This window comes from Glutamicibacter sp. JL.03c (assembly GCF_025854375.1).
Lineage (GTDB): Bacteria > Actinomycetota > Actinomycetes > Actinomycetales > Micrococcaceae > Glutamicibacter.
The window spans coordinates 474,668-488,603 of the sequence record NZ_CP107575.1; the positions used below are offsets into that span (position 1 = coordinate 474,668).

Here is a 13,936-nt window from a genome sequence, read left to right on the forward strand (position 1 = left end):
AACATCAGGAGAAACACCATGGCACCGACCATTTTGGATTACGCAGACCTCGCCACCGCCAAGGGCAAGGATCTGGGATACAGCGAATACCGCGTGGTCACGCAGGAGCAGGTCAACACCTTTGCCGACGCGACCGATGACCACCAGTGGATCCACACCGATCCGGAAAAGGCCAAAGGCGGTCCCTTCGGCGGCCCGATTGCCCACGGCTACCTGACCCTGAGCCTGCAGATCGCTTTCTGGACCGAGCTCTTCGACGTGTCCGGAGTGAAGACCAAGGTCAACTACGGCCTGGAAAAAGTCCGTTTTCCATCTCCTGTGCCTGTGGGTGCCAAGGTCCGGATGAAGGCCGAAATCGCCGACGTGGAAGAGGTCAAGGGCGGCTACCAGATCGCCGTGGACCAGGTGGTTGAAGTGGAGGGCGGCACGAAGCCGGCCGTGGTTTCCCGCGGACTCTACCGCTTCTACGCCTAGTCCGCAGTGCTGCTGGCCTGCGCTGCAACCGCATCGATCGACCTAACGAAAAGAGTGACAGATGTTGAATAAAGGGTTTGGCAACTGGATCCACCGGCGCCGGGTGAAGTCCGAGAAGCAGGTTGCGGTGATCCATGCGGGGGTCAGCCTGAGCTACGCTCAGCTGGCAGAACGCATCGACAGGCTCAGCAGCGCCTTGGCTGCCCAGGGCATTGCCCGGGGCAGCCGGGTGGCGTTCCTCGGTGCCAACCACGCCGCCTATCTGGAGACCATGTTCGCCGCCACGCAACTCGGAGCGCTGTTCGTTCCGCTCAACGTGCGCCTGGCTCCGCGGGAACTGAACTTCGCCTTGCGCGATTCGGGCAGCGAAGTGCTGGTCTATGTCGAGAACTTCGCCGCCGAGGCGCAAGCCGCAATCGAGGGCAGCCCGGTGGCCCAGGCCTGGGACGTCGCGCTGGTTCCCTGCGAGGACAGCGCCTACGAACGGGCGTTGCAGTCTGGCGTTGCAACGCACCGGGATCTGGTCGTGGAACTCGAAGACCCGGCTATCATCCTCTACACCTCGGGCACCACTGGCACTCCCAAGGGCGCGGTGCTCACCCACGCGAACATGACATGGAATTCCTACAACGTCATCGTGGACTACGACATCACCAGCAAATCGGTGGTCCTGCTCATCGCTCCGCTGTTCCATGTGGCGGCACTGGGCATGGGCGCGCTGCCGATGCTGCTCAAAGGCGGAACCGTGGTGTTGCAAGAACGCTTCGAACCAGCGGCGGTCCTGGATGCTGTGGAACGCAATCAGGTCACCCAGCTTTCCGGGGTGCCAACCACCTTCCAGCTGCTGGCAGAACATGAGAATTGGGCGAGCACCGACCTGTCCTCGCTGCGGATGCTCACTTGTGGAGGCTCGGCAGTGCCGCTGCGTGTGCTTGAAGCTTACGAAACCCGCGGGCTGGCGTTCAGCGGTGGATACGGGATGACCGAAACCGCTCCGGGGGCCACATTGCTGCAAGCCGTGCATTCGCGTCCGAAAATGGGTTCGGCCGGCTTGCCGCACTTCTTCACCGATATCCGCATCGCCGATTCGCTGGGCAATGAATTGCCCGCCGGCGAGGTTGGCGAAATACTGATCAGCGGTCCCAATGTCATCAAGGAATATTGGAACCGGCCCGAAGCGACGGTCGGGTCATTCTACGAACCCGACTGGTTCCGTTCAGGGGATATCGGGCATGTGGATGATGAAGGTTTCCTGTTCATTTCGGACCGCCTGAAGGACATGATCATCTCTGGAGGCGAGAACATCTACCCGGCAGAAGTCGAGCAAGCCATCATGGAACTGCCCGAAGTCGAGTCCGTCGCTGTCATCGGGATCCCGGATGACAAATGGGGGGGAAGTGCCGCGTGCGATCGTCGTGCTCAAGCCGGGCGGCTCCATCTCCCAGGAGGGCATCGTCGATCACCTCAGTAGCAAGTTGGCGCGCTACAAGATTCCGCGCACCGCAGTATTCCTCGATGAACTGCCGCGCACGGCCAGCGGCAAGATCCGCAAAGCGGATTTGCGCAAGCAGTACAGCTGAGGATTTCCAGCGCGGGTGCTTCCGGAAGCTCCCGGGCTGGAACGCACCGCCCAGAAGCTGGGCCGGCTGGCCCGCAGAATGCGCCTCGGAGCGGAGGACGTCGTGCTGCCCGAACAGGGCGGCAACGTGTCCGTCTCGGGCCGCAACGCTATCTTCGCATTATTCTCCCCGACGACCAGGCGGTTGACCACGGTGATCTGGGTGGCCTTCTTCGCCGTGATGTTCGGCTTCTACTTCGTGAACAGCTGGACCCCGAAGCTGTTGGTCACCGCGGGCATGACCGAAAGCCAGGGCGTGGTCGGCGGGTTGATGCTGACCCTGGGCGGCACCTTCGGCTCGCTGCTCTTCGGAGTGCTGTCCGCTAAGTGGGCCGCGCGCAAGGTGCTCATTGCCTTCACCGTGCTGTCTTCGGTGCTCATGGTGGTGTTCATCGCGGCGGTCGGTATCCTCGCCCTGGCCTTCGTGCTCGGTGTCCTGGTAGGCACGCTGATCAACGGATGCGTGGCCGGCCTGTACACCCTGGCCCCGGCCTCCTACATCCCGCTGTCGCGCGGCACGGGCGTCGGCTGGGCCATCGGCATCGGCCGGTTCGGCGCCATCCTCGCCCCGCTCGCGGCGGGCACGCTGCTCGACGCTTCGTGGACCGCGGGCCAGCTTTATCTGGGTGTGGGCGTCGTGGTCCTGGTTGCCGCGGCAGCCCTGGCGCTGCTGCGCTCGCCGGGCGCGGGTAGCCAGCAGCCAGCTCCCGCAGAAGCCGCAGCCCAGGCAGCCAAGGCAGAATAGACTGTGCCTGCTCGCACAGCAGGCAAGCGCTCTTGAAAGGAGACGGAATGCCCCACTATCCAACCCCGCCGGCACTGGAGTTCGTAGCCAGCATCGATGTCGAGGTCAGCGAGACCATCCAGATCGGCAGCACCGCCCAAGGCATCCGCAGGGTGGCACCGATCCGCGGCGGGCGCGTTGCCGGCCCCGGGCTGGCCGGAAAGGTCCTGGATGCCGGAGCCGACTTCCAGCGCTACCCATCCGCGGATCTGGCCTTGCTGGAGGCGAACTACGTGCTGGAGCTGGATGACGGGCCGCGCATCCTGGTGGAGAACCGTGCCGTGCGAGTAGCTGATCCGGCAGATCTGGAGAAGATGATGGCCGGGGAACGCGTAGATCCGTCCCGGGTTTACTTCCGTTGCGTCCCGCAGCTCTCTGCCGACGATTCGGGCCCGCATGCATGGATGAACCGCACCCTCTTCCTCGGCGTGGGCGAACGGCGTCCCGATGGCGTGCGCATCGATGTCTTCAAGGTGCGCTAGGGCAGCTGTGCCCGGCTCGTACGGGAGGAACCGGAATCCACTACGGAGAACCGCCGTGTCCTGTTGCCATCCCGCCAAACGCGAGGATGCCGGGCGCCGGCCGTAAGCCGGTCAGGGGACAGGCAGAATCAGGAGGCAGGGGCTAGCGCGCGGGAAATGCCTCTGGCGGCGGTGCGCAACGCCAGCGCGGCGGAGTTCAGGATTCCCGAATCCCTGGGAACCACGACCGAGATCACCGCTATCTGGTAGCCCGACTCGTCGAGGATTGGGGCGGCTACGCCGGTGGTCTGCGGGTCGATGAATCCGTCGAAGGAGGCATAGCCGTTGCGGCGGATCTCGGCGATCTCGGCACGGAAGTCGGGATGGGTTGCATCCATCGTTGCCTGATGGCGTGCCAGGTACCCGGCGATTGCCTCCGGCCGGGCAAAAGCCAGCAGGGCCATGCCCATGGAGGTGCGGTGCACCGGCATCCGGCCTGCCACGCTGGCCTGGTTCACCACGGAACCCGGGCGGGATAACCGCTCGATGATCAGCACCTCGTCCCGGTCCAGCACCGAGAGCTGGGTATTCTGGCCGATGAGCTGGTTGATGTCCTCCATGAAGGGCAGGGCCGCCTGGCGCAGGCCCAGCGTGGACGCGCTGCGATTGGCCAGCTCCCAGAGCCGCAGGCCCAAGCGCACCTGCCCTTCCGCGTCGCGGGACAGTAGGTCGTGGGCGACCAGCGATTCGACCAGCCGGTAGGCCGTGGCCAGCGGGACATCGGCCCGGCGGGACAGGGCGCTGACGGTCAGCTGCGGGTTATGCGCGTCAAAGGCATCAAGGATCCGCACCAGGCGGTCCAGCATCGAATCCCCGCTGGGCGAATTGGCCATGGAACTACTCTAGACCAGCCGGACAGCGGGCTGGCGGCAGGTGATCCAGAGCAGCTTCACGGGCGTCGGGTGAAACCCGCAGCTCGTGGCGAGCCTGTGATGTGCCAGGATATACCGATGGGCACGGGCCTGCGGGCATGGTCATGCCATGGTACTTGGAGTGCGGCGCAGTCAAGGCGTGCGAAGGCATCCGGGGCTGTGAATGCACGCGGATGTCAAGGAGCGCACCATGGCCGAGCGCAGCGACACGTAGCCGGATCCAGAAGGCAATCAGAACCTTGCCCCGGCCGCCCAGGACGCGGTGGTCTGGACGATGTCCCACTACGGCAAGGCCGGATGGTCCACGTACTGCCAGGGGAGGATCTCCCGGAACGATCAAGATGAAGCCGAGGGCGGGAGCATCGCTGACGGCGAGTTCGGCCTCCCGGACATTTCCGGCAAACTGGATCAGCTTGATCAAGTGGATGGTAATGCTGAGGCCGCCATTGCCAACTTCGGGCAGCAGCGCGCTGCTGGATGCCGCGTTCGACGCCCAATGGCGAAGCACCAGCGAAAGGTGTCTGTGCCGCCTGAGGCGGCGGGGTACCTTTTAGTCGGGCCAATGTCGGCGCGCATAACGATGGCGTGTGCTGGCTGAAAGCGTCCAGATTGCGCAACAGCCGGTTCAGCATGAACACCCACGTGGCCAATCGGCCGTAGGGCCAGTTCACATTGCATGATCCGGCAGACGGCCGCATGGAGAACTCAGGGCCCCATTGGAAGGGGCCCGGAGTTGCTTGGAGGGAATAGTTGCTGCGCGCGGCTACGCGCTCTTCGGCTTCGGGATCTGGGCAATAACCAGAACCGCCAGCAACGCCGCGCCGCCATAGAGGAAGAATGCGCCCGGGTAGGCAGTTCCTGCCGCGACCATGAGTCCGGTGATATAGGGGCCGATGATGGCGCCAAAGCGTCCGATGCCCGAGGCCAGCCCAATGCCGGTGGCCACCAGATTGCGTGGGTATACGTGTCCCGCGTAGGCGTACATCAGGCACTGGGCAGAGAAGACGAATATGCCGGTGACAAAGAGGACCGCGGTCAGCAACACTTGGCTTCCAAAAGGTATGGCCAGCACAAGAAGCAATGCCGCGGCAGCTGCGAACCAGATGAGCGAAACGAGCTTGATTCCCTTGGAGTCTGCAGCATAGGCGCTGATGACCAGGCCTGCGATAGCGCCCAGATTCAGCACGAAGAGCATCGTCAGCGAATCGGCGACCGGGTAGCCGGCCGCGCCCATGATCTTGGGCAGCCAGGCGTTCAGCCCGTAGACCAGGACCAGGCCCATGAACGCGGCAATCCATAGGCCGATCGAGGTGCGCAGGTACTTCGGCTTGAGCACATCGGAAATCGAGGTGCGTTCACTGCTTGAAACAACTTCGCTTTCGGGAAGCTTGAACCAGAGCAGGGCCAGAAGGGCCAGGCCCAGCCCGCCACCGAGGAAGTACAGCACTGACCAGTGCACCCCGGCGGCCTTGCCCGCCAGCGATGCCAAAACCGCACCGAGGTGGTAGCCGACCATCGGCAGGTTGTTGGCCAGCGCGCGCCGCCCCACCGGCGCGTTTTCCTGCATCAGGGCCAAGGCTACTGGCATGCAGCCACCCAATCCCAAGCCGGCGATGAAGCGGAAGGTGCCCATCAAGAATGCGCTGGGCAGGAAGGGGAAGAGCAGGGTGAATACCGAGAATACGAGCACTGCAACCAGCAGCGGGCGGCGCCGTCCAAAGCGGTCGGCCAACCGTCCCATGGTTGCCGCGCCAACTCCGACGCCGATCAGCGAAAAGGTATTAACCCAGTTCATCTCGCCGACGCTGAATCCACCAACATCTGGATCGGTCAGCACTGGAATGGTGGCGCCCAAAGCAACAATGTCGTAGCCCTCGAAGACCACGATGAAGAAGCAGAGGGCGGCGATCCAGCCGCCGAGTTTGAGTTTCCGGGTATCGGTGTGTGGTGAAGACATGAGTCGCCCCTTCGAGATCTCTTGGTGCCCGGCACGTGATGGGTGCCACGGCGTTGTGATCCTAGCACCATTTTCATTATGCGCACCAAAGTTCACAGAGTGAACTTTTGCGATAACCCCTTGATCGGGGTGGTGAAGGCTGATAAAGTTCATGCTACGAACTTAAGTTCACATTGTGAACATCTTTCAGCAATGGAGCAGTGAGACCATGCAGCAGGCGTACCTCTACGACGCAATTCGCACCCCCTTCGGCAAGATCGGTGGCGCGCTATCGGGCCATCGCCCCGATGACCTCGCCGCTCATGTGGTGCGCGAACTGGTCGCACGGTCCCCAAAGCTCGACGCCAGCACCATCGACGAATCGATCTTCGGCAACGCCAACGGCGCCGGCGAAGAGAACCGCAATGTTGCCCGCATGGCCACCCTGCTCGCTGGCCTGCCCACCTCGCTGCCCGGCACCACCATGAACCGCCTCTGCGGCTCTTCGCTGGATGCCTCCATTGCAGCTTCCCGCCAGGTAGCCACTGGCGATGCCGATCTGGTGCTGGTGGGCGGCGTGGAATCGATGAGCCGCGCTCCTTGGGTTCTGCCAAAAACCGAGCGCCCCTTCCCGATGAGCAACCTGGAACTGGCCAATACCACCCTGGGCTGGCGCCTGGTCAACCCGGCCATGCCGGGGGCATGGACCGTCTCGCTGGGCGAGGCCACAGAGCAGCTGCGCGAAAAACACAACATCTCCCGCGAGGACCAGGACGAATTCTCCGCCCGCTCGCACCAGCAGGCCGCGGCTGCCTGGGATGCCGGAAAGTACGAGAGCCTGGTGGTTCCCGTGCCGCCGGCCAGCAAGCGCGGCACCGAAGTCACCCGAGATGAAACCATCCGCGCCGACTCCACCGCCGAAACCCTGTCCCAGCTGCGCACCGTGTTCCGCACCGGCGAAAACGCCACGGTCACCGCAGGCAACGCCTCGCCGATGAGCGATGGAGCTTCGGCCGCTTTCATTGGTTCTGAAAAGGGCGGAACGCTGCTGGGCCTGGATCCGATCGCCCGCATCGTATCCAACGGCGCCTCCGCCCTGGACCCGCAGTTCTTCGGCTTCGCCCCGGTGGATGCCGCCAACAAGGCCCTGGCCAAGGCAGGCCTGGAATGGTCGGATATCGCCGCCGTCGAGCTCAATGAAGCCTTCGCCGCGCAGTCCCTGGCCTGCATCCGCGCCTGGGATATCGACCAGGGGATCGTCAACGCCTGGGGCGGGGCCATCTCCATCGGCCACCCGCTGGGCGCCTCGGGCCTGCGCATCCTGGGCACCGTCGCCCGCCGCCTGGCCGAATCCGGCGAACGATACGGTGTCGCCGCGATCTGCATCGGCGTCGGCCAGGGCCTGGCCGTGGTCGTCGAGAACGTGAACGCAACCAAGTAGCTTGTAGAAAGGCAGGATCATGGCACCACGCATTGCCACCTCGGCCGCGGACGCCGTCGCCGAAATCACCGACGGCTCCACCGTCCTGGTCGGCGGCTTCGGCAACGCCGGCCAGCCGATGGAATTGATCGACGCACTCATGGACTGCGGCGCGAAGGACCTGACGGTCGTGAACAACAACGCCGGGCAGGCCGATGCCGGCCTAGCGCTATTGATCAAGGAGCGCCGGGTGAAGAAGATCATCTGCTCCTTCCCGCGCCAGTCCGACTCCTGGCATTTTGATGAGGCCTACCGGGCCGGCGAGATCGAGCTGGAGCTGGTCCCGCAGGGCAACCTGGCCGAACGCATCCGCGCCGCGGGAGCCGGCATCGGCGGATTCTTCACCCCTACCGGCTACGGCACGCTGCTGGCCGAGGGCAAGGAAACCCGGGTGATCGATGGCAAGGGCTATGTTTTGGAAACGCCCATCCACGCCGACTTCGCTTTGATCAAGGCGCTGAAGGCCGACACCTTCGGCAACTTGGTCTATCGCAAGACCGCACGGAACTTCGGCCCGATCATGGCCACCGCGGCCAAGGCCGCGATCGTGCAGGTTGACGAGGTCGTCGAGGTCGGAAGCATCGATCCGGAGCACGTGATCACCCCGGGGATCTACGTCGACACCGTGGTAGCTCTTGGAGGAGAAAAGTGATGACTGAAACGCGCACCACCGAAGAAAAGCTGACCCGCGACGAAATGGCGCAGCAGGTAGCCCGCGACATTCCTGCCGGTGCCTTCGTGAACCTGGGCATCGGCCAGCCGACCAACGTCTCCAACTTCCTCACCAAGGAGCAAGGTGTCACCCTGCATACCGAAAACGGCATGCTCGGCATGGGCCCGGTAGCCACCGGCGAGGACATCGACGAGGACCTGATCAACGCCGGCAAGATTCCGGTGACCGAGCTGCCCGGCGCCGCCTACTTCCACCATGCCGACTCCTTCGCCATGATGCGCGGCGGCCATCTGGATGTCTGCGTGCTCGGCGCCTTCCAGATTTCGCAGTCCGGGGACCTGGCCAACTGGCATACCGGGGCCGAGGGCGCGATTCCCGCGGTCGGGGGCGCCATGGACCTGGCCATCGGGGCCAAGGAGACGTGGGTGATGATGAGCCTGTTCACCAAGACGGGCGAATCAAAGCTGGTTGAAACCCTGAGCTACCCGGTCACTGGATTGGGCTGCGTCTCGCGGATCTATACCGAGGTGGCGAACTTCGAGCTGCGCGATGGCAAGGTCTTCGTCCGCTCGGTGCATGGCATCAGCTTCGACGAATTGCAGGCCAAGGTCCCGGTGGAACTGACCTGGGCCTAGAGACGCAGTAGATTAGTGGGGTGCCTTCCAACTTGTGGGAGGCACCCCATCATAGTTTTGAGCAGGTGCAAGGAGTACGGTGAGCGAGCAGGCAACACCTTCAACGTCGGTCCAGTCCCTGGCCCGCGGTTTGGCCGTTATCAGCTGCTTTGATGCAGAGCATATCTCGATGACGCTCTCCGAGGTTGCAGCGCGCACCGGGCTCTCGCGCGCCACCGCCCGGCGTTTTTTGCTCACCTTGCAGGAACTGGGCTACGTGCGCTCTGACGGCAAGCATTTCGAGCTGACCTCCAAGGTCCTGCAGCTCGGCTACGCCTATCTCTCCAGCGCCACCTTGCCGCAAATGATCGAGCCGGTGCTTGAGGAACTCTCGGCACAGGTGCACGAGTCCGCCTCGGCCTCCGTGCTCGATGGCACAGACATCGTGTACATCGCCCGCGTGCATACCCGCTCGATCATGCGCGTCGGCATCTCCGTGGGCACCCGGTTCCCTGCGGTGAACACCTCCATGGGCCGGGTGCTTTTGGCTTTCGGGCCCGAGGAGCTTCGTGAATCCGTATTGGCCGAAGGCTTCGAGTCGCGCACCGGGCTGGGCCTGAAAACGCCAGCAGCCCTTCGCAAGGAACTGGAAAAGATCCGTATGCAGGGCTACGCGGTGGTTGACCAGGAGCTGGAAATCGGGTTGCGCTCGGTCGCGGTGCCAGTCTTCAATGCCGATTCCACCGTGGCGGCGGCCATGAACGTGTCCATGAGCGTGCACCCGGCCAGCGAGCAAAGCGCTGACGAAGCGGCCCAGAAGATACTGCCTCGGCTGCTCCAGGCAGCGCAGCAGGTGCGAGAAGCGCTGGCTTCCAGCCGCTAGCAGAAGGGCGGACTCGGGCCCTGGAAGCCCAGCGGATCCGCTAGGCGGCGACGGCCTCTTCCACTTCCTGGATGGCCGCGTTTTCATTGGCGAGGCGGGTCTTGTGCGCGCTCCACGCATGGGTTGCGCACATCAATGCTGCACCGGGAACCAGCCACACGATCAGGCGCAGGATATCCATGCCGATGCCCTGGCCTGGGAAGTAGACCAGCGTCTGAACTGCGTGCAGCCAGCCGGCGCCGTTCCAGAAGGTGTTCAGCGCGCCGAAGAATCCGGGCTGCATGGCCGGCTGGAAAATGCCGCCGGAACTGGTGAAGTTCAAGGCGACAAAGCACATGGTCAAGACCGGAGTGGTCCAGTGGCGCAGCATCGGGTGCAGCCCCATGCCCAGCATGATGATCGAGGCTGCGTAGACCCATGAGATCAGCCAAATGCTGGCATAGTGGTTTTGAATGATCTGGTAAATCGGACCGGAAACGATCACGGCAATCGATGCGATCACTGCGGCAGCAATTGCGGCCATGGCGAAGCGGATGGGCAGCTTGACCTTGCCCATGAACCCTGCCAGCGGCACAGCGCTGGCGTAGCCGCCAATGCTCAGTGCGACGAGCAGGAAGAACAGGCCCTGCCCGGTGCTGTCGTGTTCTCCGGCGGGGACAACGTCCTCCACATGGAACGGCTGGCCCTGCTTGTAGGCCACATTCATGAAGACCTTCTGGGCGATGTTCGCCGAGGTTTCCGATGCCGCGCTGGAAGCATAGAGCGTTGCCGAATCCTTGGTCGATTCGTAGGCGGCGACGATTTCGCGACCTTCAACCAGCTGCCGGGCGGATTCCCCATTATCGACAGTGCGCACGGTCAGCGCCCCATCCGATTCATCTTGCAGTGTCTGGGCGAAGACCTTGGTTGCAGCTGAATCTCCAACCACAGCTACCTGCACGTTGTGCGGCGTTGGCTGATGGAAGGCTCCGAGGTAGAACAGGCCCATGATGGCGCAGAGGAAGAACGGGATCAGCATGGTTCGCGCCAGCTTTCCCCATCCCTTCGGCGCGCGTTGGGCGGTGGCCGGTTTTGGCGGTGCGGAGTTCGAATGCTTGGCGGTGGGGGTACTGGGTGCGGTGGTGTCGGTGGCAGTCATATGTATTAAGAATACCGCTAATGTTGCATTATGCAACAGAATATCTTGAGTTGTCCGACACGTACTAGACTCGGAACCATGGGCAGGGAACAGCGGGAGACAGACATTGAGTCGGTCTACCACCACATGCAACTGATCACTCGACGAGCCAACTCGCGCTCACGGCAGCTAGCGGAGCCCCTGAGCATGGTGGAGCACTCGCTATTGCGATTCATCGCTGATACGCCCGGGGCACGAGCGACCGATATCGCCGAGGCCTTCTCGCTGAATCGTTCAACGGTCTCCCGGCAAGTCGGAACCCTGCTTGATCTTGGGTATGCGGCATACGACGATTCCGAAGCCGGGCGGGGCCGCGTGCTTGAACTGACCAAACTCGGACAAGAACGGCTGAACGCCTCAGCTGCCGTGCACCGGGCCGCGGTGATCGAGCGGCTGGAAGGCTGGAGCGAAGAACAGATCAGCGACTTCGCGGAAGCTCTTGAGCGCTACAACGATGCTGATTCGCAGTAGGGCTAAGCCACCTTCACAAACCGCGGTCCGCTGTAGCCGTCGCGGTCAACGGCTTCTTCGAACATCGCCAGCGGTCGCGCCCAGAAGCTGTAGTCGTCGTAGAGCTTGCGGTAGAAGACCAGTGGTTCTTCGGTTTCGCTGTGCTTGCCCACGGCCAGCACTTCGTAGCGCTGCCCTTTGAAGTGTTCGTAGATTCCAGGTTCGACGCTCATCCTTCAGCCTTCCAGATCAAAGTACATGGTGTTTTTCAGCGTGGCCCGTGGCCGGTGCCGCCGCTGCGCTGGGTCAGTAGGTGCTCCAAGACTGGATCCAGGACCGCCAGCCCGTCTTTGACCCCGCCGGTAGAACCAGGCAAGGTGATCACGAAACTGCTGCCGGCGAACCCGGCCACCCCGCGGGTGATGATCGAGAGCGGCGTGTTCGGCTCGCCGCGGCGGCGAATGGCCTCGATGATCCCAGGCAACTGCACATCCAGCAGCGGAGCAACCATTTCGGGGGACTGGTCATCCGGGCTGACCCCGGTCCCGCCGGTCACGATGATCACCTGCGCGTCATCGGCCAGCAGGCCATCCACGGCGAAACGCACCGGCTGGCCATCGGCAACCACCACCGGGCCCGGCACCTCGAACCCGCGCTCGGTCAGCCACTGGGCGATCATCGGGCCGGTCTTGTCCTGGGCGGTTCCCGCTGCAGCGCTGGTCGAGGCGACCACGACTGCCGCATGGCGGCTAGTCTTCACGAGCCCAGTCGCCGCTCTTGCCGCCGGACTTCGCCAAGACTTTCACGGAGCGAACCTCGGCGTGCTTGTCCACGGCCTTGACCATGTCATAGAGGGTCAGCGCGGCCACGCTCGCTGCTGTCAGCGCTTCCATCTCCACCCCGGTGACACCCTTGGTGGTCACCTGGGCGATCACGCGCACTGCGGAATCCTGCGCCTCGAAATCAATGGAGACCTTGGAGATCGGCAGCGGGTGGCACAGCGGAATCAGCTCCCAGGTGCGCTTGGCTGCCATGATGCCCGCGACGCGGGCTGTGCCCAGTGCTTCGCCCTTGGGCAGGTTGCCGGTCATCAGCATCGGGACGACATCCTCGCGGGTGGCAAAGATGGCCTCGGCGGTGGCAACGCGCTTGGTGACAGCCTTATCGCTGACGTCGACCATGTGGGCGCTGCCGTCTTCACGCAGGTGGGTAAGTTTTTCAGACATTCATGCTCCAAGTTTCAATTTGCTGCCCAGCTATCAGCTGGCTGATGCCTACAGGGATATGCACCAGCGCATCGGCGCGGGCCAGATCGTGGACCAGATGCGAACCCGGATCCAGGATTTCCACTTGACCCTCACGGATCACTGCCCGGCGTACCTGGTGCTTATGCCTGGGCGAGGTGGCATCGGAAGCCAGCGGGAAGTGCTGCGGCACCGGCTCGGGCAAGGCGTTGAGCTTGCGCAGCAGCGGGGCCAAAAATAGTTCAGCCGATAGCAGCGCACTGACCGGGTTGCCGGGGAAGCACAGCACCGCTGCCTGGGGCAGCTGGGCGAAGCCTTGCGGACCGCCGGGCTGGATTGCCACGTGGTGGAACGCGCCGCCCAGCGGCGCAAGAGCCTGGCGGACCACTTCATAAGCTCCGGCGCTGATTCCGCCTACGGTCAGAATCAGGTCAACCTGTTCCTGCAAGGCATCAATAGCCAGCGCGAAGCGCTTGGGATCATCAGGCAATTGCAGGGTGCGCACCTGTACCTGGTATTGGCGCAGCCAGGCGGTGAGCATGGGGGAGTTCGAATCCGGGATCTGGCCCTGGGAAGGCTGATCATCACTGAGCTCGTCACCGGTAGTGCACACGGCCACCTTCAATGCGCGGCGTACCGGTACTTCACGCAGTCCACTGGAAACCAATGCAGCAATCATGGTCGGGGTCAGCCGGATTCCGGCCTGGGCCACCAGGGCGCCGGCTTCAAGGTCGACGCCGGCGGGGCGGATGAAACGCCCCTCGGCGCTGGGAGCAGTGAACTCCGCGTTTCCGCTCGGGGTGCCACGGCCTGCCCGAACCAAGTCCGGGAAAACCCCGGAGCTGCTTTCCTCGATGGGGATCACGGTATCGGCCCCCAGCGGGATCATGGCCCCGGTCATCACCGGGCTGGCAGTTCCTTCAGCCAAGGTGATTTGCCGGTCGCCGGCGGCCGCCGTGAAACCCAATGGCAAGGTGACAGGGGACTGCGGCGTTGCGGTGGCCAAGTCCGCGCTGCGTGCAGCGTAGCCATCCATTTGCGAATTGGTGAACGCGGGGATGGGCGACAGGGCGTACAGATCCTCGCTGAGGATGCGGCCGTTTGCCTCGGGGCTATCAGCCAACAGCTTTTCGCTGTCCAGGGAAGCGAAGAGAGGGGAGAGCAGCGCTTCAAGTTCTGCGCGATGGTTTTCCAGGGTGCAGGTCATCGA

General features: G+C 63.5%; 18 protein-coding genes. 10 read left to right on the forward strand and 8 right to left on the reverse strand.

Going from position 1 to position 13,936, the window contains the following annotated elements; all coding sequences use genetic code 11:
* Positions 1–18 precede the first annotated feature (18 nt).
* From OF385_RS02195 to OF385_RS02210, 5 genes are all read left to right on the forward strand, one after another.
* Positions 19–474: a MaoC family dehydratase gene (locus OF385_RS02195; protein ID WP_264276783.1), complete on the forward strand. Its 456-nt coding sequence runs from the start codon at positions 19–21 to the stop codon at positions 472–474.
* Between the two features lie 61 nt (positions 475–535).
* Positions 536–1,945, forward strand: a complete 1,410-nt coding sequence (locus OF385_RS02200; protein WP_319019204.1) for a long-chain fatty acid--CoA ligase — start codon at positions 536–538, stop codon at positions 1,943–1,945.
* Positions 1,854–2,054, forward strand: coding sequence for an AMP-binding enzyme (locus tag OF385_RS16615; protein WP_319019206.1), 201 nt, complete (start codon positions 1,854–1,856; stop codon positions 2,052–2,054). The genes OF385_RS02200 and OF385_RS16615 overlap by 92 nt, the downstream gene beginning before the upstream one ends.
* A gap of 15 nt (positions 2,055–2,069) precedes the next feature.
* Positions 2,070–2,837, forward strand: coding sequence for an MFS transporter (locus OF385_RS02205; RefSeq protein WP_264276784.1), 768 nt, complete (start codon positions 2,070–2,072; stop codon positions 2,835–2,837).
* 47 nt (positions 2,838–2,884) lie between these two features.
* A complete protein-coding gene (locus OF385_RS02210) occupies positions 2,885–3,358 on the forward strand; it encodes a DUF3237 domain-containing protein (protein ID WP_264276785.1) in 474 nt (157 codons plus the stop codon).
* A gap of 128 nt (positions 3,359–3,486) precedes the next feature.
* On the opposite strand, the gene OF385_RS02215 is transcribed toward OF385_RS02210, so the two are convergent.
* The 3 genes from OF385_RS02215 to OF385_RS02225 form a co-directional block, all read right to left on the reverse strand.
* On the reverse strand, positions 3,487–4,230 hold the full coding sequence (locus OF385_RS02215) for an IclR family transcriptional regulator (protein WP_264276786.1): 744 nt from the start codon (positions 4,228–4,230) through the stop codon (positions 3,487–3,489).
* A gap of 4 nt (positions 4,231–4,234) precedes the next feature.
* On the reverse strand, positions 4,235–4,777 hold the full coding sequence (locus OF385_RS02220) for a hypothetical protein (RefSeq protein WP_264276787.1): 543 nt from the start codon (positions 4,775–4,777) through the stop codon (positions 4,235–4,237).
* Between the two features lie 255 nt (positions 4,778–5,032).
* Entirely contained in the window at positions 5,033–6,226 is a 1,194-nt protein-coding gene (locus OF385_RS02225) for an MFS transporter (protein ID WP_264276788.1), read from the reverse strand.
* Positions 6,227–6,434: 208 nt separating this feature from the next.
* Between OF385_RS02225 and OF385_RS02230 the strand changes: the two genes are divergently transcribed.
* From OF385_RS02230 to OF385_RS02245, 4 genes are all read left to right on the forward strand, one after another.
* Positions 6,435–7,646 (forward strand): thiolase family protein, encoded by a 1,212-nt coding sequence (locus tag OF385_RS02230; RefSeq protein ID WP_264276789.1) that lies wholly within the window; start codon positions 6,435–6,437, stop codon positions 7,644–7,646.
* A 19-nt stretch (positions 7,647–7,665) separates the two neighbouring features.
* Entirely contained in the window at positions 7,666–8,337 is a 672-nt protein-coding gene (locus OF385_RS02235; protein WP_264276790.1) for a 3-oxoacid CoA-transferase subunit A, read from the forward strand.
* Complete coding sequence (locus OF385_RS02240; RefSeq protein ID WP_264276791.1) at positions 8,337–8,993, forward strand: 3-oxoacid CoA-transferase subunit B; 657 nt, start codon at positions 8,337–8,339, stop codon at positions 8,991–8,993. The genes OF385_RS02235 and OF385_RS02240 overlap by 1 nt, the downstream gene beginning before the upstream one ends.
* A gap of 79 nt (positions 8,994–9,072) precedes the next feature.
* Entirely contained in the window at positions 9,073–9,855 is a 783-nt protein-coding gene (locus tag OF385_RS02245; RefSeq protein WP_264276792.1) for an IclR family transcriptional regulator C-terminal domain-containing protein, read from the forward strand.
* Between the two features lie 40 nt (positions 9,856–9,895).
* Here OF385_RS02245 and OF385_RS02250 read toward each other — a convergent pair whose 3' ends face one another.
* Positions 9,896–10,993, reverse strand: a complete 1,098-nt coding sequence (locus tag OF385_RS02250; RefSeq protein WP_264276793.1) for a hypothetical protein — start codon at positions 10,991–10,993, stop codon at positions 9,896–9,898.
* A 78-nt stretch (positions 10,994–11,071) separates the two neighbouring features.
* Here OF385_RS02250 and OF385_RS02255 point away from each other — a divergent pair, with 78 nt between their 5' ends.
* Complete coding sequence (locus tag OF385_RS02255) at positions 11,072–11,503, forward strand: MarR family winged helix-turn-helix transcriptional regulator (RefSeq protein WP_264276794.1); 432 nt, start codon at positions 11,072–11,074, stop codon at positions 11,501–11,503.
* A 2-nt stretch (positions 11,504–11,505) separates the two neighbouring features.
* Here the strand turns inward: OF385_RS02255 and OF385_RS02260 are convergent, their stop codons facing one another.
* Genes OF385_RS02260 through glp form a run of 4 tightly spaced genes read right to left on the reverse strand, consistent with a single transcriptional unit; the run spans position 11,506 to position 13,933 of the window.
* Positions 11,506–11,715 (reverse strand): DUF1653 domain-containing protein, encoded by a 210-nt coding sequence (locus OF385_RS02260; protein ID WP_264276795.1) that lies wholly within the window; start codon positions 11,713–11,715, stop codon positions 11,506–11,508.
* A gap of 35 nt (positions 11,716–11,750) precedes the next feature.
* A complete protein-coding gene (locus OF385_RS02265) occupies positions 11,751–12,242 on the reverse strand; it encodes a molybdenum cofactor biosynthesis protein B (RefSeq protein WP_264276796.1) in 492 nt (163 codons plus the stop codon).
* Positions 12,232–12,708, reverse strand: coding sequence for a cyclic pyranopterin monophosphate synthase MoaC (gene moaC / locus OF385_RS02270; protein WP_060700544.1), 477 nt, complete (start codon positions 12,706–12,708; stop codon positions 12,232–12,234). Before moaC ends, OF385_RS02265 begins: the two co-directional genes overlap by 11 nt.
* Entirely contained in the window at positions 12,701–13,933 is a 1,233-nt protein-coding gene (glp, locus tag OF385_RS02275) for a gephyrin-like molybdotransferase Glp (RefSeq protein ID WP_264276797.1), read from the reverse strand. Before glp ends, moaC begins: the two co-directional genes overlap by 8 nt.
* Between the last annotated feature and the right edge of the window lie 3 nt (positions 13,934–13,936).

Coding starts and splice junctions, on each gene's coding strand:
- OF385_RS16615 (WP_319019206.1), top strand. CDS start 1,854: ATGACAAATGGGGGGGAAGTGCCGCGTGCGATCGTCGTGCTCAAGCCG.
- moaC (WP_060700544.1), bottom strand. CDS start 12,708: ATGTCTGAAAAACTTACCCACCTGCGTGAAGACGGCAGCGCCCACATG.
- OF385_RS02250 (WP_264276793.1), bottom strand. CDS start 10,993: ATGACTGCCACCGACACCACCGCACCCAGTACCCCCACCGCCAAGCAT.
- OF385_RS02240 (WP_264276791.1), top strand. CDS start 8,337: ATGACTGAAACGCGCACCACCGAAGAAAAGCTGACCCGCGACGAAATG.
- OF385_RS02260 (WP_264276795.1), bottom strand. CDS start 11,715: ATGAGCGTCGAACCTGGAATCTACGAACACTTCAAAGGGCAGCGCTAC.
- OF385_RS02235 (WP_264276790.1), top strand. CDS start 7,666: ATGGCACCACGCATTGCCACCTCGGCCGCGGACGCCGTCGCCGAAATC.
- OF385_RS02195 (WP_264276783.1), top strand. CDS start 19: ATGGCACCGACCATTTTGGATTACGCAGACCTCGCCACCGCCAAGGGC.
- OF385_RS02215 (WP_264276786.1), bottom strand. CDS start 4,230: ATGGCCAATTCGCCCAGCGGGGATTCGATGCTGGACCGCCTGGTGCGG.
- glp (WP_264276797.1), bottom strand. CDS start 13,933: ATGACCTGCACCCTGGAAAACCATCGCGCAGAACTTGAAGCGCTGCTC.
- OF385_RS02225 (WP_264276788.1), bottom strand. CDS start 6,226: ATGTCTTCACCACACACCGATACCCGGAAACTCAAACTCGGCGGCTGG.
- OF385_RS02200 (WP_319019204.1), top strand. CDS start 536: ATGTTGAATAAAGGGTTTGGCAACTGGATCCACCGGCGCCGGGTGAAG.
- OF385_RS02255 (WP_264276794.1), top strand. CDS start 11,072: ATGGGCAGGGAACAGCGGGAGACAGACATTGAGTCGGTCTACCACCAC.
- OF385_RS02230 (WP_264276789.1), top strand. CDS start 6,435: ATGCAGCAGGCGTACCTCTACGACGCAATTCGCACCCCCTTCGGCAAG.
- OF385_RS02210 (WP_264276785.1), top strand. CDS start 2,885: ATGCCCCACTATCCAACCCCGCCGGCACTGGAGTTCGTAGCCAGCATC.